At 43.8% G+C, this 17,910-nt stretch carries 16 protein-coding genes; 7 read left to right on the top strand and 9 right to left on the bottom strand.

The genetic code is table 11. The features are described from left to right. Positions 1-34: 34 nt before the first annotated feature. Complete coding sequence (locus ABWT76_RS12850) at positions 35-553, bottom strand: hypothetical protein (RefSeq protein WP_190883203.1); 519 nt, start codon at positions 551-553, stop codon at positions 35-37. Positions 554-846: 293 nt separating this feature from the next. Between ABWT76_RS12850 and ABWT76_RS12855 the strand changes: the two genes are divergently transcribed. From ABWT76_RS12855 to ABWT76_RS12865, 3 genes are all read left to right on the top strand, one after another. Continuing rightward, entirely contained in the window at positions 847-2,289 is a 1,443-nt protein-coding gene (locus tag ABWT76_RS12855) for an NB-ARC domain-containing protein (protein WP_354636214.1), read from the top strand. Positions 2,290-2,727: 438 nt separating this feature from the next. After that, complete coding sequence (locus ABWT76_RS12860; protein WP_190880056.1) at positions 2,728-3,039, top strand: hypothetical protein; 312 nt, start codon at positions 2,728-2,730, stop codon at positions 3,037-3,039. A gap of 4 nt (positions 3,040-3,043) precedes the next feature. Further along, positions 3,044-3,460: a putative toxin-antitoxin system toxin component, PIN family gene (locus tag ABWT76_RS12865; RefSeq protein ID WP_054469987.1), complete on the top strand. Its 417-nt coding sequence runs from the start codon at positions 3,044-3,046 to the stop codon at positions 3,458-3,460. On the opposite strand, the gene ABWT76_RS12870 is transcribed toward ABWT76_RS12865, so the two are convergent. The 4 genes from ABWT76_RS12870 to ABWT76_RS12885 all read right to left on the bottom strand — a co-directional run bounded on the left by ABWT76_RS12870 (position 3,449) and on the right by ABWT76_RS12885 (position 8,335). Beyond that, positions 3,449-3,658, bottom strand: a complete 210-nt coding sequence (locus ABWT76_RS12870; protein ID WP_054469988.1) for a hypothetical protein — start codon at positions 3,656-3,658, stop codon at positions 3,449-3,451. The genes ABWT76_RS12865 and ABWT76_RS12870 overlap by 12 nt on opposite strands. Before the next feature lie 303 nt (positions 3,659-3,961). Further along, positions 3,962-4,756 carry a Uma2 family endonuclease gene (locus tag ABWT76_RS12875; protein ID WP_190880054.1) on the bottom strand — a complete coding sequence of 265 codons (795 nt, stop codon included), beginning with the start codon at positions 4,754-4,756 and terminating at the stop codon, positions 3,962-3,964. 118 nt (positions 4,757-4,874) lie between these two features. Next, positions 4,875-5,726 (bottom strand): Uma2 family endonuclease, encoded by an 852-nt coding sequence (locus tag ABWT76_RS12880; protein ID WP_190880052.1) that lies wholly within the window; start codon positions 5,724-5,726, stop codon positions 4,875-4,877. 371 nt (positions 5,727-6,097) lie between these two features. Then, entirely contained in the window at positions 6,098-8,335 is a 2,238-nt protein-coding gene (locus tag ABWT76_RS12885; RefSeq protein ID WP_354636215.1) for an S-layer homology domain-containing protein, read from the bottom strand. A gap of 45 nt (positions 8,336-8,380) precedes the next feature. On the opposite strand from ABWT76_RS12885, the gene ABWT76_RS12890 reads away from it, so the two are divergent. Then, positions 8,381-8,503, top strand: coding sequence for a hypothetical protein (locus ABWT76_RS12890; protein WP_255353216.1), 123 nt, complete (start codon positions 8,381-8,383; stop codon positions 8,501-8,503). 318 nt (positions 8,504-8,821) lie between these two features. Here ABWT76_RS12890 and ABWT76_RS12895 read toward each other — a convergent pair whose 3' ends face one another. After that, complete coding sequence (locus ABWT76_RS12895) at positions 8,822-11,014, bottom strand: S-layer homology domain-containing protein (protein WP_354636216.1); 2,193 nt, start codon at positions 11,012-11,014, stop codon at positions 8,822-8,824. Positions 11,015-11,933: 919 nt separating this feature from the next. Between ABWT76_RS12895 and ABWT76_RS12900 the strand changes: the two genes are divergently transcribed. Then, complete coding sequence (locus ABWT76_RS12900; protein WP_354636217.1) at positions 11,934-13,157, top strand: hypothetical protein; 1,224 nt, start codon at positions 11,934-11,936, stop codon at positions 13,155-13,157. A gap of 125 nt (positions 13,158-13,282) precedes the next feature. Then, positions 13,283-13,444 carry a hypothetical protein gene (locus tag ABWT76_RS12905; RefSeq protein ID WP_190880044.1) on the top strand — a complete coding sequence of 54 codons (162 nt, stop codon included), beginning with the start codon at positions 13,283-13,285 and terminating at the stop codon, positions 13,442-13,444. 635 nt (positions 13,445-14,079) lie between these two features. Here ABWT76_RS12905 and ABWT76_RS12910 read toward each other — a convergent pair. After that, on the bottom strand, positions 14,080-15,024 hold the full coding sequence (locus tag ABWT76_RS12910; RefSeq protein ID WP_190880042.1) for a glycosyltransferase family 2 protein: 945 nt from the start codon (positions 15,022-15,024) through the stop codon (positions 14,080-14,082). A gap of 123 nt (positions 15,025-15,147) precedes the next feature. Between ABWT76_RS12910 and ABWT76_RS12915 the strand changes: the two genes are divergently transcribed. Continuing rightward, entirely contained in the window at positions 15,148-15,873 is a 726-nt protein-coding gene (locus tag ABWT76_RS12915) for a rhomboid family intramembrane serine protease (protein ID WP_190880040.1), read from the top strand. Between the two features lie 106 nt (positions 15,874-15,979). Here ABWT76_RS12915 and ABWT76_RS12920 read toward each other — a convergent pair whose 3' ends face one another. Both ABWT76_RS12920 and ABWT76_RS12925 read right to left on the bottom strand, forming a co-directional pair. Continuing rightward, on the bottom strand, positions 15,980-16,798 hold the full coding sequence (locus ABWT76_RS12920) for a tetratricopeptide repeat protein (RefSeq protein ID WP_054467405.1): 819 nt from the start codon (positions 16,796-16,798) through the stop codon (positions 15,980-15,982). 304 nt (positions 16,799-17,102) lie between these two features. Next, positions 17,103-17,843, bottom strand: a complete 741-nt coding sequence (locus ABWT76_RS12925) for a WecB/TagA/CpsF family glycosyltransferase (protein ID WP_054467408.1) — start codon at positions 17,841-17,843, stop codon at positions 17,103-17,105. Positions 17,844-17,910: the final 67 nt, after the last annotated feature.

The raw sequence follows: 17,910 nt of genomic DNA on the forward strand, positions 1-17,910 counted from the left end.
CCGGGATGAATATACTCCGTAATACATCGGACAATTAACGAACTGCTTGAAAGCCTTCTACAAAATCAAGCCACTTGTCTATTTTATTTCCTTCAATTTTTAAAATAGGAACGCTTACGGTATTCGTGACTCTACCTGTTAAGCGAGGGCCGGGTCTTGTAATTGTAGTCGATTCTGCTCTCCCCAAACCGTAAGCTTGACGAATATCGTCAGCTAACGCACAAGTAATCTCAAATACTCCCATATCTATCGACCCATTTCCTGCTTTGTATTCCCAAAAGATAAACCCTTCACGAGAACCTCTACATTCCCAAATCGTCACCTCAAACATTTTGGCAAGATGGAGTTCATACCGACGTAATCGGCTATTATTCCCATAAGCTGGGGTGGTCGTATCTGTATCAGGGACAATTAACTCAGCGGCACCACCATGATATTCGCTACCAACACCCATGCTAAATATGCTGGTAATGGGAAAATCTTGAGCCAACCCCAAAGGAGCGATCGCCATCAGTGCAGCACTCATCGCAACTGGATTTAGTAAGGTTGCCATTTTGCAAAATTTGTTCATCACTTCGCCTCGAATGAATTTTACCTGCCTGTTCCATAAGCGCGATCATAATAAATTTATTGACGGATAGCTTGGGTTTTAGGCCGATTTGCTCAGACCTAAATCTAGGGAATCAAAGATTGAGGTACTGGGCAATGGGATTTAATGGGAAGTTTTTCAGTGATTGGGTTTTGGGTTTAATGGGAATTAATGGGAAAAAGTGGTATTTAGTTCCCCAAAAGTGAAAAAGTGTGGTAAATTGGTACTGTGTTGGCCGCATCCCTACAAGCATCGGGATGCTTCCTACTGTGTTTGACCCAAGTATGACTAAAGCTAGACTTATGGAGATTTCTGAATCGATAAAATGGATCGACGATCGCATATTTGCCAAAACAGGAAAACGTCTTGATTCTCTTCAAATCTCTATATTAGAAGCTACTTCACGCGGTCAGAAATATCCCCAAATAGCTGAGACATATAATTTTAGTAACGATCATATCAGAAAAGCTGCTTGGAAGTTATGGAAACTGCTGTCAGATGTTTTAGGAGAACCTGTTAGTCAGTCTAATTTTAGAACGCTGGTACAACGAGGTTTTTTTTCCAATAGTAATAATTATATTGTCAATAGTAATAATCTTAATTTTTGCAGCGATCGCTATCATCCAGAGGTGACAAAAGCCCGATCGCCCACATCTTCCCAACCCTCCCCAGACACCCCAACTGAACCCCAGATAAACTTAGATGATGCACCGGCGATTCTTACTTGCTACAGTCGAACCACCGAACTGAACACCCTAGAACATTGGATAGTACAAGACCGTTGCCGGATTGTGGAACTTTTGGGCATGAGTGGCATCGGTAAAACCGCGCTATCTCTTGGGCTAATTGACCAAATCAAGACCAATTTTGACTATATTATCTATCAAACCCTTTGCTTTTCTCCCACCTTAGAAACTACCCTCACCAACCTGCTAGAAAATTTCGGTAAACCCACAGAAATTCCCCAACAGCTTGAAAGCAAAATTTCCCAAATCTTCAAATATCTCCGCCCGCATCGATGCTTGATTATTCTGGATGACGTGCAAATGCTGTTTAGCCCAGGAAAATTGGCTGGGGAATATCAACCATCTCTGGAAAATTATCCGCTATTTTTTAAACGAATTGCTGAAATAGAACACTCCAGTTGTTTCCTATTAATAAGTGCTGAACAACTCCAAGAATTTACCCAGTTGAAAAAAGGCGATCGCTCAGTTCGCTCTTTATTATTAGGTGGTTTAGGCATTGCCGCGAAAAAAATATTAAAACAATATGAATTATCCGATGAAAACCAGTGGGAAAAGCTAATTAATCTCTACCAAGGTAATCCTCTTTGGTTAGAGATGACTGCGATGATGATTCAGGACTTATTTGCCGGGAATGTTGCTGATTTCCTAGAATATAAAAGCTTGATTATTTGCGACGCTTTGAAAGCAGCAATCCAGCGACAATGGCAGCGATTAACCCCACAAGAACAGGCGATTATGATTGAGTTTACAGCGCTTGATGCGCCAGTCAGTTTACCGCAACTTGGCCAAAAACTTAATTTAGCGGATTCCGACTTATTAAATGGCGTGAAATCTCTAAGACGACGGTTATTTTTGGCGGATATCCAACGGGAAAAACAAAGATTATTTCAGCTAAACCCCGTTTATCAACAATATCTAAAAGAACAAAACCCAGAAATTTGCGAGCGCTCGTAACTCAATCCATCTCAAAATAAGGCATCAGCCACGGATACCGCAACCCAATAAACCATTGGTGGTCGGCGACAATAGCGGAATCTTTGATTCCGCTATTGTTTTTTTCTATCTACCAGACTTTTAGCGCTTTCATGGTAAATTTCCCAACTCCTCAATAAGCTGACTCGGAGTGATACAACATACTCACGAGTAAACCACGCCATAATGTAGAGACGATTCGCTTTCTCGCCTCTACATTATGTATTTTGTCTGTGGTTGATTAATTCGCGATCGCCAATTATGGCAGTAAGATAAAGGCCGAACAGTGTGAGGGTTTGTAAATGGTGAAATCCCGGCGATCCGCCCAAGGTGATTTTAGGGAAATTTGCCAGATTTGACAGAGTTAGAGGAAATGTTATAATATTTAAGTTGGGATTTAAGTAAGGAGTCATGGGAACTATGACATCAAAAACCGTGATTCAAGTAACAATAGATGGGCAGTTAGAATTGCCGATCGCAATTCGTTCTCGGTTGCAGTCCGGAGATGAATTTGTGCTATGGGAAGAGGAAGATACGATTATCCTAAAAAGGGTAAAAAAACCTGTTTTTGAGGAAAAAAATAAATCAGAATCAGGAAACGAACGGTCACAGGATTTATCTTTTTTTGCCATAGCCGATCGCCTTGCAGAAATCAATGAAGTTGAGCCAATTTCTGAAGCAGAAATTGAGGAAGAAATTCGAGCATATAAGCGGGAAAAACGACAAAAATAAAAATATGCGAGTCGTTTTAGATACGAATACAGTGATTTCTGGTCTTTTTTGGCGAGGAAAGCCTTTTCAGATTTTGGAATTAATGCGATCGGGAACAATTACCGTTTACACTTCTGAAGCGATACTAGAGGAGTTGTTAGATGTTTTAAAGCGTCCTAAGTTTTCCAAGAGATTAGCTATATTAAATGTGAGTCCGCAACAAGTGGTTAATCGTTTTATTGAATGGGTGGAAGTGGTGGAGGTTGGAGAAGTTAAAAAAATTGTGATTTCAGACCCAGACGATGACCAAATTATTGCTTGTGCCAGGTCAGTCAATGCTGATTTTATTATTTCAGGAGATGCGGATATCCTGGACATTAAAGAAAAAGTTACGATTCCTATTGTAACTTCTGGTGAGTTTCTGGATATTTTAGCAGTTTGAGCCAGTCAATATCTCTGAATCCCCAGAAAAAAGTCCGATGAGCGGATCTTCTTGTTCAGTCCGTTCTGGGGGATTGACTTTTTCTATCGCTTGATAAACCAAGAGGATCTCTATATCTTGATTTGGGGGAAGATCGTGAAGTTGCAGTTGCACCGATCCATCGGCGTTGACCTGAGTTTTTAAACGAATGGTGTCCATGATGTTTAAGGATAACCTAAAGAGTTGGGAATATTCTAAAATTATATAGCCTTTCTGATACTAAGGACTTACGCGATCGCATCCTCAGTATAACCAGGAATCCCATATAGTTATACAAAATAAGCATACAAAATAAGCGCCGAAGCATCGCCCCTCAATCGACCGTCAATCGCGGCAGTAAAGCCCGAACAGTGTGAGGGTTTGTAAATGCTAAAATCTCAGGGTTACGATCGCGATCGCCCCTCTTCTAAAAATGCCATATAAGGGCGATCGCTGTTTGATTGATGAGTTTAATCGATAAGTTTAATCGATTTCCTCTGGATTGATTCCCATTTCTCGTAACCGCTGGGCTAATTTTTCCGCCCGTTGGCGTTCATTGTCCGCCCGTTGGCGTTCCGTTTCAGCTTCTTGTTCCAGAGTTTTGATTTTCGCTTGTTCCTCCTTAATTAATTGCTCAACAACTGGCGGATTCAGCAATTGTTGCACCGATAAATTAAGCTGGTCAAACTGCTCCGAAACTATGGAACTATCTTCGCTAAAATCAACCCAGCTATATCCTTCTTCATTGGTTGCATTAGCCAACACTCTCACTCGTTTCTTTTGGGGGTCTACGATCCAATATTCGGGAATTTCTGCCATTTCATATTCATAACGTTTACTCACATAATCATCCCGGCGATTACTGCTGACAATTTCTACCACTAAAATCGGCTTTTCCGCAAAATCTAAAACCCCAGCGCCCGGACGCGAAATCACTTCTGCCCAAACACTTTGGCTACAAACTACTACATCAGGAATTCGCGATGAATTTTCGGCGGTGCGGACCCCCGTCCCTAAAGAGTTGGCCACTAAATTCAAGTTTTTCTCAGCAAAGTAGCGCTGTAACTTGTAAATCAGAAATTTGCAAATATTGGTATGTAAGTGACTTTGTGCGGGCATCGGTATGAGTTTCCCCCTGAATAATTCATAAAGAACATCCGGTTCTCCCTCATACGCGAGGTATTCTTGGAAGGTTAAGAGATGTTCGGTTGACCCCTGTACTTGTGCTTGAGGTTGCTGAATCGCTACCTCGGTTACTCTTTCGACAGCTTGAGTCATAATTTTAGACCTCTCGTCGCGATTATTATTAAATTATTATTCGGCGCGATCGCCCCCAATAATCTTGTTAAATTAGTAGGAGGCGATCGCTGTTATTTAGTGAGTTTAATCGATAAGTTTAATCGATTTCCTCTGGATTGATTCCCATTTCTCGTAACCGCTGGGCTAATTTTTCCGCCCGTTGGCGTTCATTGTCCGCCCGTTGGCATTCAGTTTCCGCCCGTTGGCGTTCGGTTTCCGCCCGTTGGTGTTCGGTTTCCGCCCGTTGGCGTTCCGTTTCAGCTTCTTGTTCCAGAGTTTTGATTTTCGCTTGTTCCTGCTTAATTAATTGCTCCACCACCGGCGGATTAAGCAATTCTTGCACCGATAAATCAAGCTGGTCAAACTGACCGGAAACTATGGAACTATCTTCGCTGAAATCAACCCCACTATATCCTTCTTCCTGAGTAGTGGCAAACACTCTCACTCGTTTTTTTTGGGGGTCTACAATCCAATATTCGGAAATTTCTGCTGCCTCGTATTCGTTACGTTTAATGATATAATCATCCCGGCGATTACTGCTGACAATTTCTACCACTAAAATCGGCTTTTCCGCAAAATCTAATACCCCAGCACCGGGACGATCGCTAATTTGCTCCCAAAGACTTTCCTGGCAAACAATCGCATCAGGAATTCGGGATGAATTTTCCTCGGTTCTTACGCCCACAGTAGTTTTGGCTACCAAAGCTAAATTTTGGTCGGCAAAGTAGCGCTGTAATTTGTAAACTAAAAATTCGCAAATTTTCGCGTGATATAAAGTTGGTGCTGGCATCGGTATGAGTTTCCCCCTGAATAATTCATAGAGAACATCCGGTTCTCCCTCATACGCGAGGTATTCTTGGAAGGTTAAGAGATGTTCGGTTGACTGCTGTACTTGTTCTTGAGGTTGCTCGATCGCTACCTCGGTTACTCTTTCGACAGCTTGAGTCATAATGCTAGACCTCTCGTCGCGATCGCTTTATGTGAATATTTTAGCTAATTTATTATCGAATCTCCGCAATCAGTCGTTATTTCTGAAATCTTTACCTATTCGATATCAGCTTCAATCCCTATTCTTGGCCATAGCATATTTTTTAGCGGGGAATATTTCACAAAAAATCAGGTAAGCGATCGCCTACCTGATTAATCAATCAGAAATCGGGTTTATTTAATGGTTTTTCACACAAACTGGGCAATTAAGTAGGTAAACATAATTAATTGCACTTTTCGTTCCCCACCGTAAATCCTTGGATTCCCGCCTTCGCGGGAATGACAGTTTTTCTTCTGATATGGTCTGTGGTGCATTTATTTCTGCCCACCTACTTATGCGGAGACAATATAATTAGAATTCACCGCAGTCAAAACCCCAGAATTAACCAAAGCTTGATACACAATTGCCGCAACTTCAGCGCGAGTAGCGTCGCGATTAGGATTTAATTCGGCTTTGTTGGGATAATTCACCACTAAACCTTTGACCGTTGCCGTCGCCACCGCAGATTTCGCATAATCCGGGATAGCATTGTTATCGCTATATTGCTTCAATGCTGAAATATCACCCCCAGATAAACCCAATCCATTCACTAAAGAAACCAACACTTGAACTCGTTGAATATTTTGATTGGGACGGAAACTATAATCGGTAAAACCAGAAATAAATTCCGCTTTATAGGCTTTTTGAATCGCCGCATAACCCCAGAAATCTGGCGGCACATCCGGGAAGTTGATGCCTGCTCGTTTTTCCGGTGGGTTAATCGCTTTGGCAATTAAGGAAGCATATTGCGATCGCGTCATCAAGCCATCGGGGTTAAAGCTACCATCAGGCAAGCCGTTAATTAAACCATTATTGTACAGACCCATAATAAACGGTTCTGCCCAGTGACCATTGATATCGCTCAATGGGTGGGATACTACGCTGGTGGTTTTGACAATGTAGCTGGAGTTAATGACGCTGACTTCTCCTTGGGAAGCAAGGGCTTGGTAAACAATTGCCGCCACTTCAGCCCGGGTAATCTCCCGCATAGGATTAAGCTGGGTTAAGTTGGGATAATTGACGATGATTTGTTTTTCCGTGGCAGTAGCAATTTCATCGGTAGCATAGCCGGGAATTTGGGCGCGATCGCCATAGTATCCCAGGATATTCAAGTTACCGCCCACTAAACCCAAACCATTAATCAATGCCACCAATGCTTGAACGCGGGTTAACTTCTCGTTGGGTCGGAAAGTACCATCGGGGAAACCGGACAAAAAGCCCATACGATTGGCTTTCGCGATCGCATCTTTCGCCCAAAACGTCGCCGCCACATCCCGGAAATTTGTAGCTTCCCGGATATCGCTGCGGTTAAAAGCCTTAGCCAAAATAGCCGCATACTGAGCGCGAGTTAAGCTTTCATCAGGCTTAAATGTACTATCCGGGAAACCCGTAAGGATAGATTTTTCCACCATCCCCTGAATAAATGCCGATGCCCAGTGATTCGCAATATCCGTCAACGTAATCCCAGAAGGTTGCGGTAACGGTAGCGGTTGTTCTGGGGATGGAGTTGGGGATGGAGTTGGGGATGGAGTTGGTGTAGGTTCTAATGCCGAACCCTCATCATCCGTCAAATTATCAGGGGAAAGTTCTGGTAACGGTATCACCGCTTCTGGGGATGGGGTGGGTTCCTCAGTGGCTTTTGGTTCCTCTGAAGCAACCGGGGAGCCGGTGACATCATCAATCAACTCATCTTCTGCCGAAGGTTCTGCTGACGGTATCACCGCTTCTGGGGATGGGGTGGGTTCCTCAGTGGCTTTTGGTTCCTCTGAAGCAACCGGGGAGCCGGTCACATCATCAATCAACTCATCTTCTGCCGAAGGTTCTGCTGACGGTATCACCGCTTCTGGGGATGGGGTGGGTTCCTCAGTGGCTTTTGGTTCCTCTGAAGCAACCGGGGAGCCGGTGACATCATCAATCAACTCATCTTCTGCCGAAGGTTCTGCTGACGGTATCACCGCTTCTGGGGATGGGGTGGGTTCCTCAGTGGCTTTTGGTTCCTCTGAAGCAACCGGGGAGCCGGTGACATCATCAATCAACTCATCTTCTGCCGAAGGTTCTGCTGACGGTATCACCGCTTCTGGGGATGGGGTGGGTTCCTCAGTGGCTTTTGGTTCCTCTGAAGCAACCGGGGAGCCGGTGACATCATCAATCAACTCATCTTCTGCCGAAGGTTCTGCTGACGGTATCACCGCTTCTGGGGATGGGGTGGGTTCCTCAGTAGCTTTTGGTTCCCCTGAAGCAACCGGCTCCCCGGTGACATCATCCCCCAACTCATCTGAGGCTGGTTCTTCCTCTGATGGGTCTGGAGTCGGGCTGGGTGTCGGTTCCGCTAAAGCAACCGGCTCCCCGGTGACATTATCGGTCAACTCATCGGCGGCTGGTTCTTGTAGTGGTTCGTCTGGGGATGGTGTGGGTTCCTCGGTGGCTGTTGGTTCTGATGGGGAAACCGGATTTTCCGTTAACTCATCAGAGGAAATTTCTTGATTATTATCATCAGAATCTTTGCCCGTGGATGAATTAGTTGTAGACATAATTAAGTTGCTCCAAAAATTTTCTTCAGATTTTCTTCATTGGCGGTGTTCAGTAAACAGGATGAATCAGAAGAATCACAAGTGCGATCTCCGATTTGGCGATCGCTATCTCGATCGCTATCTCATCGTGGCATGATGTTCGACTGCCGCGATCATCCGAATCTTTGACAATATATAGATTTTTTTTCAGCAATTCGGCTGTAGCTTAGACAAGTTTTGCCTCACCTTGAACCGATCAAATCAAGCCTCTCTGAACACTTGGTTTAACCAGCTTAACATTTTATCAGAAAAGTGACGACTTAAGAACTGGGGTTACAGGTGACTTAATTCTATAAGCTGAACAAATAGGTTCGCAACGAAGAACATCGCAAAAAGCTAAAAAGAAAAAATTTTGAGGCAGTCATCAAAGAAACCGGGTTTTTACCTTTTTTCCTGAGAAAATTAGCTTTCACATCCATAAAAAACCCGGTTTTTGACCCCTGGCAACTAGGCGGAAACAATATAGTTAGAATTCACCGCCGTGAGAATGCCAGAATTAACCAAAGCTTGACACACCATTGCCGCAACTTCAGCGCGAGTAGCATCGCGATTAGGATTTAATTCCGTTTTGTTAGGATAATTTACCACTAAACTTTTAACGGTTGCTGTGGCCACAATTCCTTGAGCATAATTTGGGATGCTATTTTTATCGGTGTATTTGTTCAAGGCCGAAGCATCACCCCCAGATAAACCCAATCCATTTACCAAAGAAAGCAAAACTTGAACTCGTTGGATATTTTGATTGGGGCGGAAACTATAGTCAGGAAAACCCGAAAGAAATCCCGCTTTGTAGGCTTTTTGAATCGCTGCATAACCCCAGAAATCCGGTGGCACATCCGGGAAGTTAACTCCGGCTCGTTTTTCCGGCGGGTTGATTGCTTTGGCAATTAAGGCAGCATAGTTGACCCGCGTCATCAGACCATCGGGGTTGAAGGTGCCATCGGGTAAGCCGTTGATTAAACCTTTGTTGTACAAACCCATAATAAACGGTTCCGCCCAGTGACCCCTGACATCACTGAACAAGCTGGGCAATATGCTGGTGGTTTTGACAATATAACTGGAGTTAATGGCGCTGGCTTGTCCTTGGGAAACTAAGGCTTGGTAAACAATTGCCGCCACTTCAGCCCGGGTAATCTCCCGCATGGGGTTGAGTTGAGTTAAGTTGGGATAGTTGACCACAATTTGTTTTTCTGTGGCAGTGGCAATTTCATCGGTGGCATAGCTGGGAATTTGGGCGCGATCGCGATAATATCCCAGATTATTCAAGTTACCGCCCACTAAACCCAAACCATTAATTAATGCCACCAATGCTTGCACGCGGGTTAACTTATCATTGGGTCGGAAAGTGCCATCGGGGAAACCGGACAAAAAGCCCATACGATTGGCTTTCGCGATCGCATCTTTCGCCCAAAAAGTCGCCGCCACATCCCGGAAATTCGTTGCTTCCCGGATCAAACTACGATTAAAAGCCTTAGCCAAAATAGCCGCATACTGAGCACGAGTTAAACCCTCATCGGGCTTAAACGTCCCATCGGGAAAACCCGTAATCATAGATTTTTGCACCATCCCCTGAATAAACGCCCCTGCCCAGTGATTCGCAATATCCGTTAACCCGCTTGGAGTGGGAGTGGGAGTGGGAGTGGGAGTGGGTGTGGGTGTGGGTGTGGGAGTGGGTGTGGGTGTGGGTGCGGGTGTGGGTGTGGGTGTGGGTGTGGGTGCGGGAGTGGGAGTGGGAGTGGGTGTGGGTGTGGGTGCGGGTTCTGGCAATGGCACCGCAGCAGTCTGAAATTCCACTTGACCTTTGACCCGTGTTGGCTGCAAATTATTGCCGACAGAAATAATAATTTCCGAACTGATACTTTCCAGATCGTAGCTGCCATTATTACTAAAAATATTGTTTCCCGGATCGCTGCTAGTCCCCAGATCCGGTTTTGCCTTAGCGATCGCAATCATCCCCACATCAGTATTTTTTTCAATCGTATTTTGCCGCAACACCGGACGAGATTCACCTTGAAGAATCACCCCCGTGCGATTTTCTGCCATCCGGTTGCCGACGATTAGCGGGGCAGATTGATCGGACAGATTAATCCCATACCCGGTTTTTTCCAAGACATTCTCGCGGATTTCTCCTTTGGCATTACCAATCAAAGAAATCCCATTGCCGGTGTTATTTCTAAATACGCTTTTTTCCACAATTGGCTTGGCGCTGCCAGCGACAAACACCCCTTCCCGGTTAGAGTCAATCAAGCTACAGTTGCTAATTTTCGGTGCGCCATTTTCAATCCAAACTGCTGTCCCGCGAGTTGATTTATTCGTCACGGTAACTCCTCGCAAATGCGCCCCATTGACCAACAAAATCGTTACACTTTGACTGGCCATCACCGGACTAATATATTGTCCCCCACCAGCGATCGCAATTCCACTCCCTTTCGTGGATTCATTGCCCAATAATGTCACCTGATCGGGAATGGTCAGGGGAAACTTTTCGCCGCTTGTCTCCGTATAGCTGCCGGAGGCCAGTTGCACGATATCACCGGCTGACGCTTTTTTCACCGCCTGGGTGATCGTTTTGAAAGGTGCTACTTGGCTACCATTATTAGCATCGTTGCCTGTGGATGAATTAACGTAGAGTGTGGGCATAATTAATAGGCTCCAAAAATTTTCTTCATCGGAGGTGAATAAACACACAGTTATCATTGATGAATAGAACGTATGTTTACTCTTTTCCGAAAACAACATCATCGGGGCATGGTGTTTGACTGCCGCAAAATTTCTGATGTTGCCATAGATATCGGTCTTTGCTTCAGCAATTCCGCTGTGGCTCAGACTTTTGCTTGGCCTGGGCGATGGCGCCTCCATTCTATCTGAGTCCCTTGCTTTACCAGCTTGACATTTTTTTTCCCAACTGGCGAGGGGGGTTGGGGGCTTATTTCACCGCGATGGCTGACCGTAATTTCGCGTATCGCGTAAATTATCCTAATTTCGCGTAAATTATCCTAATTTCGCGTAAATTATCCTAATTTCGCGTAAATTATCCGAATTTTGAGTAAATTATCCGAATTTTGAGTAAATTATCCGAATTTTGAGTAAATTATCCGAATTTAGCGTAAATTATCCGAATTTTGAGTAAATTATCCGAATTTCGCGTAAATTATCCGAATTTTGAGTAAATTATCCGAATTTTGAGTAAATTATCCGAATTTTGAGTAAATTATCCGAATTTTGAGTAAATTATCCGAATTTCGCGTAAATTATCCGAATTTTGAGTAAATTATCTTAATTTCGCGTAAATTATCTTAATTCCGCGTAAATTATCTTAATTTCGCGTAAATTATCTTAATTTCGCGTAAATTATCTTAATTTCAGATAATTTGGAGGAGTTTGCGGTAATTTCTGGCCATCCCTGGGAAATTATATTGACCAATATCTGTCAATCTGGACGAAAATCATCTATCTCTACTTATCATCCAAACCTGCATCCAAACCTGCATCGAAACCTGTATTTAAAACAATGCCCCGATTATTTAAAGACAAGGAAATCACAAAATTTTTTAGCCTTATGAACCAATTGCCCATATTACCGATTCTGTTGGGAATTTTTTCCGGGCTACTCTGGGAAACAACACCAGCTAAGGCACAAACTATCGCGACATTGCCGGGAGAAACGATTGCCCGAAATGCCTCAACACCAGCTTACCCCAGTTTTAACAGTCAGCGATTAAATGAACAATTACTGTTCTACCAGCAAATGTTAGCCACATCTGGGCCGCCGGATATCCTGATTGTGGGCAGTTCCAGAGCACTTCAAGGAGTCGATCCGATCGCCTTGCAGCAAGGGTTAGCCCATCAAGGCTATCCGGGCTTAAAAATTTATAACTTTAGTGTCAATGGTGCCACAGCCCAAGTCATCGATCTGGTGGTGCGGAAAATTTTGCCTCAGAATCAGTTGCCCCGTTTGATTATCTTTGCTGATGGAGTCAGGGCATTTAATAGTGGTCGGGTCGATCGCACTTATGAGGCGATCGCTGCTTCCCAGGGCTATAAAATGTTGCTCAGTGGCATCAACCCTTTAGCCAATTCTGTCCCACCGCAACCCTTCTTTGCCAACGGGGGGGGACAACCCACAGACCGATCGAGAGAGTATGTCAATCTTGCTATGAATCGCCAGGATTCTGGCAATGTTTTGAGTACAGGATACCAAGCCGTAAACCACTGGTTTAACGCCGTCAGTACCGTTGTCACCGAGAACTATCACCGACAAAGAGAACGGGCTATTTGGTTTCCGGGGTTTGAACCCCCACCAATGCCCACCTTAGAAACCGCGATCGCCCAACAGTCCCCCAATCAAATGCAACCCACCGGCTTTTTCCCCATCACCAACCGCTACGATCCCACCACTTATTATCAGAATTTTCCTAGAGTTCCCGGTCGCTACGACGGTGACTATAGCAACTTCACCCTAGAAGGAGTACAAAAAGCCGCATTATCATCCCTGATTACCTACACCAAAGCCCAAGGCATTCCCTTTGTCTTCGTCAACCTGCCTTTAAACCAAGACTATTTAGCCGATCCGATCCGGCAATCCTCCGAACAGCAATTTCGGCAGATGATGGTTGCCCTTTCTCAACAGAGAGGATTTATTTTCCGCGACCTCGGTAATCAATGGCCCGCAGAACATGGGAATTTTGCTGACCCCAGTCATCTCAACCGCTACGGTGCTTTTGCCGTATCCTTGCAGTTAGCACAAGACCCAACAATTCCCTGGGCAAAAGCATTCCCATAATCGACCGACTGTGGTGCGATCCCCAGAAATTCCCCCGCACAGGAACACCCCAACCACCGTATTGAGAAATAAGATAGACTAATTAACTGAAATCTTTAGTCATTCATCTCATACAGGTGATCAACATGAACAAAATCCTCGGTTGCTGCCTCAAGCCAATTCGTAAGGCGATCGGACTTGGCTTTATCATCCTTGGCACCATTCCCGCATTACTCCTCCCAGGAATTGGCCTATTTTTGGGTCTGCCTTTCCTGATTATCGGTGGCGTTCTCGTGGGATGCTGCTAATCAGGTTGAATCGGTTCTCTGGGTTGGCAGCCAGTTGGCAGCCAAAAAACTCCGGGCAGCGCCGATCTAGTTTCGGTGAAATGGGATGAAGTGGCAGGGCGAGAAAGCTTTTCGCCCCTACAAACTCCCCTAAAATGCAACAAGCCTAGCCAAAGGTGGCTAGGCTTAATCAAATTCAAGAGACAAATTGCTTTCGGGTTTAAGGAACAAATAAAACGACGTTCCTATAGTAAAAGGTTTACAACTAGAGTTTACAAGATTTATCGCAGAGTCCTTTAGGTGGGCTGTTAATAACCTCCTGTATGAACCACAGACTTGCCTTTAATTTATGACGAAATGCCACGCCTATCTAGACAATCCGCTCTCAGATGGCTGACTACCGTTGATACCCTGTAGCAGCCAGGTGAAACCTGTTTTCTCTGAACTCTTGGTATCTATTATTAGATTAGCATACCTTTTTTCAAATGGCTAAAAACGTTACAAAACTTTACTAACTCAAAATTTCAGCAACCCCCAACCCCCAACCCCCAACCCCCAACCCCCAACCCCCAACCCCCAACCCCCCTTCGACCGCCATCGGGCTTGGGGGGCACCAACCACCAACTATTTTCGTTAGATGGACCTCCAGATTGACCTCAAGATAAAATCACTTGTTGGCGAATTTTATTTCCTTGTTTATTGATTTTCCGAGAATAAATGAATTTAGCAAAAAGGAACCAGCCGGACAGAGAAAATATTGCCGGAATGCCCACGCTTAATGCGTCGGATATTTTTTTATTTTTCAAGGACACAAACATCCAATGTAAGGCCATGTATCGTTTGATGCTCTCAAATGGATCTAATTTATTCTGATATAATGGACTAACGAGATTATAGATTTTTTCTTTAATCATAATATTGGTTTTTAAGCGGTCTTTAATGGCCAACTTGACATTTAATCCACCAGACCATAAGGTGCGATAAGCCAGATATTCATTAATAAAAACCGCATCCCCATATTGAGCAATTTTTAACCAAGAATCTATGTCATCATAGTTTAAATTAAACGCACTATCCCAGCCCCCGGATTTGAGAAAAGCTTCTCTTTGAAAAGCTACCTGTACCGGGGTGCCAAAGGGCACTTGATCCATTAGCATTCCATAGTGAATATCTTCTTGGGGGACATAGAAAGCTTTGCCGAGACCATTGGGTTGAGTCCTAAAGAGTTCTTGTTCATTTTCATTGACTTGAATCGCTTGACAAGAACAAATCACCGCTTGAGGACGTAGGGCGATCGCTTTGGTGAATTTTTCAATGCAATTCGGGGCAAGATAGTCATCATCATCTAACATTTTGATCCAATCTCCCGTTGCGGCTTTTACCCCAGCATTGACGGTTTCTGCATGACCCATATTCACGGGATTTCTATGATAAATAATGCGATCGCCCAGACTTGTCAGATACGCTTGAGTTTCATCGGTGGAACAATCATCAGCCACGACTAATTCACAAGGGACTGTTTGGGATAAAACTGATTCAACCGCCCGTCTTAATAAGGGTAAACGGTTATAGGTGGTGATGACGACAGTAAATTTAAGCATAAGGGAGTTTTCGATCAAATTTGGTATAAACGCCAACCGCTTAATCACTGATTGGGATTAAACCGGCAGCTATCTGTTATCTGTAAAATATTTTAACTTAATTCGGGTAAATCAGGTAAAACTATGATTCCTCTTAGCGATCGCTTTCCATCACGGCAACCCCTAGTCATCTGGGGTATCATTGGCATAAATTTAGCCCTATTTATGGGGGAACTTAACCTAGAGTTAAAGGGAACTTTGGGGGAATTTCTGACCACTTGGGGCATTGTCCCCTCGCGAATTCATGCGATCGCTACTGATGCCATGAGTAGCAATAACCCCGCCAATTGGGTAGCTTTAATTATTCTCCCGTTGGGGTCAATTTTCTTGAGTTTATTCCTCCATAGTAGTTTTAGTCAAATCCTGGGAAATATGCTATTTTTATGGGTATTTGGCAAAAGCTTAGAAGAAATTCTCGGTCATGGCCGCTTTCTGATATTTTATATTATATCTGGATTATTGACTGGGGTGGGACAGGCGCTAATTGACCCTACTTTAACAAATCCTTTAGTGGGGAGTAATGGCGCGATCACGGCTATTTTAGGAGCCTATTTGCTCAGTTTTCCCAAAGCAAAAATAGAAAGTATCCTGCCCTTGGTGATTATTTTTATTCCCATAGAAATTCCGGCATTTTTTTATTTAAGCTGGTGGTTTGTCCAACAAATATTTTATGGCGTTGGTCGGCTAGAAATTGCTGTCACCATCAACCAATTTAGCTTGGCTTATTGGACTCATGGCTTAGGTTTACTCATTGGCGCCACTTTAATTCCCTTAATGGTCAAACGGAAACCCGCTACCGCAATTTATTAATTTATTAATTTATTAATTTATTAAAACCAGAAAAAACCATCCTTAAGTTGGAATTTTCTGGTGGCTAATCTGGTGGCTAATTTCTGGGCAATTAAAATAAAAGCAATTAAAATAAAGCCAGGGTTAACTTTTGGCGATATTCTAAAGTCAGAGGATTCTCGTTGCCTAAAATATCAAAAATTAACAAGATGGCTTTTCGCGCTCCATCATCTTTATATTTTCGGTCGCTTTCTACCACTGCTAAAAATAAGTCTAATGCCGCTTTATAGTGGCCTTCGATGGTAAAGCTTGCCCCTTGAGCAAAAGACCGATCTAAGTCGGTTTCCCCCGCATCACTAGCAGCAATTTGAAATTGAATTAAAGCCGCGATCGCTTTTCCTACGGGGACAAATTCTGGATTATTCTGGGGAAGATTGGCCAGTAATTCTTGGGCTGCTTCTATTTGATTGATGGAAATAAAATATTTAGCCGCATCTAAAGTTATTTTGGGATTATTGGGATATTTTTCTAGTAACTTTTGCCACATTTCTGGGGATGCTTCCCCGTCTTTGGTCAAAGTTCCAGAGGCGATCGCGGATAACTCATCATCCACCAGACGTTTAATATTACATTTGGCTAAAAGTTGTGTAAGTTGGGGTTCTGTTAGCACCCCGACAAAGCCATTAATTAGCTGACCTTGATAGATAATTTTAACATCGGGAACTCCCTCAATTTTTAAGGCTTGAGATAAATAAGGATTTTGGTCAATATCCACCTTAGCCACCACACAATCATATTCTTGCGCCACCTTTTCCAGCATCGGCTTTAACATTTGGCAAGGGCCGCACCAAGTGGCAAAAAAATCCACAATTACCGGAGTTTCATAGGATTTTTCTAATACTTCTTGCTCAAAGTCATGGTCATACACATCAATGGAATATCCCATTATTTTGCCTCTTAATTGATTCTAGACTGATTCTAGACTGATTTTATGGTCTTTTTCCCTGAGACGGGAATCACCACTGTTTCAGATACTATATGAGATGATACTACCTGAATATGATGGCGATCGCGATCGTCAAAATTCCATCATCTATGGGGTAGGTTACGGCGGAAACTAAATTTATTGCCCTCTTATGGATTCCCGCATTCGCGGGAATGACAGATGACCCCCGCATTCGGGGGAATGACCTTTGACGAATCCTAGGGGCGAATCGCGAATCGCCCCTAGGATAGAACCGGATGTAATATTAATGCCCTAATGTAATAATTGCTTTCCAGGCAAACTGGGGCAACACCAACATTCGGCGCCAACGCCAAGGTTCTTGATACAAACGATAAGCCCATTCCAAGTGTAACTTATGAGTCCACAAAGGTGCCCTAGCTTTCGTCCCCGCCCAAATATCAAAACTACCACCAACCCCGATCCAAATTGATTCGGGACAGAGGTGACGGTGTTCGGCAATCCAAAATTCTTGCCTGGGTACTCCCAACCCGACTAAAATCAATCGAGGTTGCAATTTTTGCAAATTAGCTAACAAATTTGCCTCGATTTCTGGAGTTAAATAACCATGTTCAGTCCCCGCTATTTTTAAATCTGGTAATTTTTGTTGCCAAGACTCTGCGGCTTTGGCTGAAATACCCGGTTTTGCCCCAAAGAAAAACACCGAACAACTATCTGATTGCTTGGCAGCAATTTCTATCATTGACTCTGCCAGTTCAATGCCGGGACAACGTTTCACTTTTAAGCCTCGCAGCCATAGATAAAATACAATACCGGCGCCGTCAGGAACCACTAATTCCGCTTGGCGAATAATATCCCCAAAAGCTGGATTTTCCTGGGCTTGCATCGAGATTTCTGGGTTCAGTGTCACCACATGAGTTCCCTTTTTTTGTTCACTTCGTTCCGTCAACCAGCCTACATAGTCGTCTAATAAGTGAACGGGTAAGCCGAATACAGAAGATTTTGTGGTTATTGCTGCTTGTGACATTTCTCAGAAGGTCTTGGTTTGGGTTGCCGATCTATTTTATAATAATACGGTAAAGCAGATTGACTTT

The sequence above is a fragment of the Planktothricoides raciborskii GIHE-MW2 genome, assembly GCF_040564635.1.
GTDB classification, from domain to species: Bacteria; Cyanobacteriota; Cyanobacteriia; order Cyanobacteriales; family Laspinemataceae; genus Planktothricoides; species Planktothricoides raciborskii.

Excerpts from the sequence above, each read along its gene's own strand:
- ABWT76_RS12880 (WP_190880052.1), bottom strand. The coding sequence starts at position 5,726 with ATGACTCAAGCTGTCGAAAGAGTAACCGAGGTAGCGATCGAGCAACCT.
- ABWT76_RS12860 (WP_190880056.1), top strand. The coding sequence starts at position 2,728 with ATGACATCAAAAACCGTGATTCAAGTAACAATAGATGGGCAGTTAGAA.
- ABWT76_RS12925 (WP_054467408.1), bottom strand. The coding sequence starts at position 17,843 with ATGTCACAAGCAGCAATAACCACAAAATCTTCTGTATTCGGCTTACCC.
- ABWT76_RS12905 (WP_190880044.1), top strand. The coding sequence starts at position 13,283 with ATGAACAAAATCCTCGGTTGCTGCCTCAAGCCAATTCGTAAGGCGATC.
- ABWT76_RS12915 (WP_190880040.1), top strand. The coding sequence starts at position 15,148 with ATGATTCCTCTTAGCGATCGCTTTCCATCACGGCAACCCCTAGTCATC.
- ABWT76_RS12885 (WP_354636215.1), bottom strand. The coding sequence starts at position 8,335 with ATGTCTACAACTAATTCATCCACGGGCAAAGATTCTGATGATAATAAT.
- ABWT76_RS12910 (WP_190880042.1), bottom strand. The coding sequence starts at position 15,024 with ATGCTTAAATTTACTGTCGTCATCACCACCTATAACCGTTTACCCTTA.
- ABWT76_RS12865 (WP_054469987.1), top strand. The coding sequence starts at position 3,044 with ATGCGAGTCGTTTTAGATACGAATACAGTGATTTCTGGTCTTTTTTGG.
- ABWT76_RS12850 (WP_190883203.1), bottom strand. The coding sequence starts at position 553 with ATGGCAACCTTACTAAATCCAGTTGCGATGAGTGCTGCACTGATGGCG.
- ABWT76_RS12920 (WP_054467405.1), bottom strand. The coding sequence starts at position 16,798 with ATGGGATATTCCATTGATGTGTATGACCATGACTTTGAGCAAGAAGTA.
- ABWT76_RS12855 (WP_354636214.1), top strand. The coding sequence starts at position 847 with ATGCTTCCTACTGTGTTTGACCCAAGTATGACTAAAGCTAGACTTATG.
- ABWT76_RS12870 (WP_054469988.1), bottom strand. The coding sequence starts at position 3,658 with ATGGACACCATTCGTTTAAAAACTCAGGTCAACGCCGATGGATCGGTG.
- ABWT76_RS12895 (WP_354636216.1), bottom strand. The coding sequence starts at position 11,014 with ATGCCCACACTCTACGTTAATTCATCCACAGGCAACGATGCTAATAAT.
- ABWT76_RS12900 (WP_354636217.1), top strand. The coding sequence starts at position 11,934 with ATGAACCAATTGCCCATATTACCGATTCTGTTGGGAATTTTTTCCGGG.
- ABWT76_RS12875 (WP_190880054.1), bottom strand. The coding sequence starts at position 4,756 with ATGACTCAAGCTGTCGAAAGAGTAACCGAGGTAGCGATTCAGCAACCT.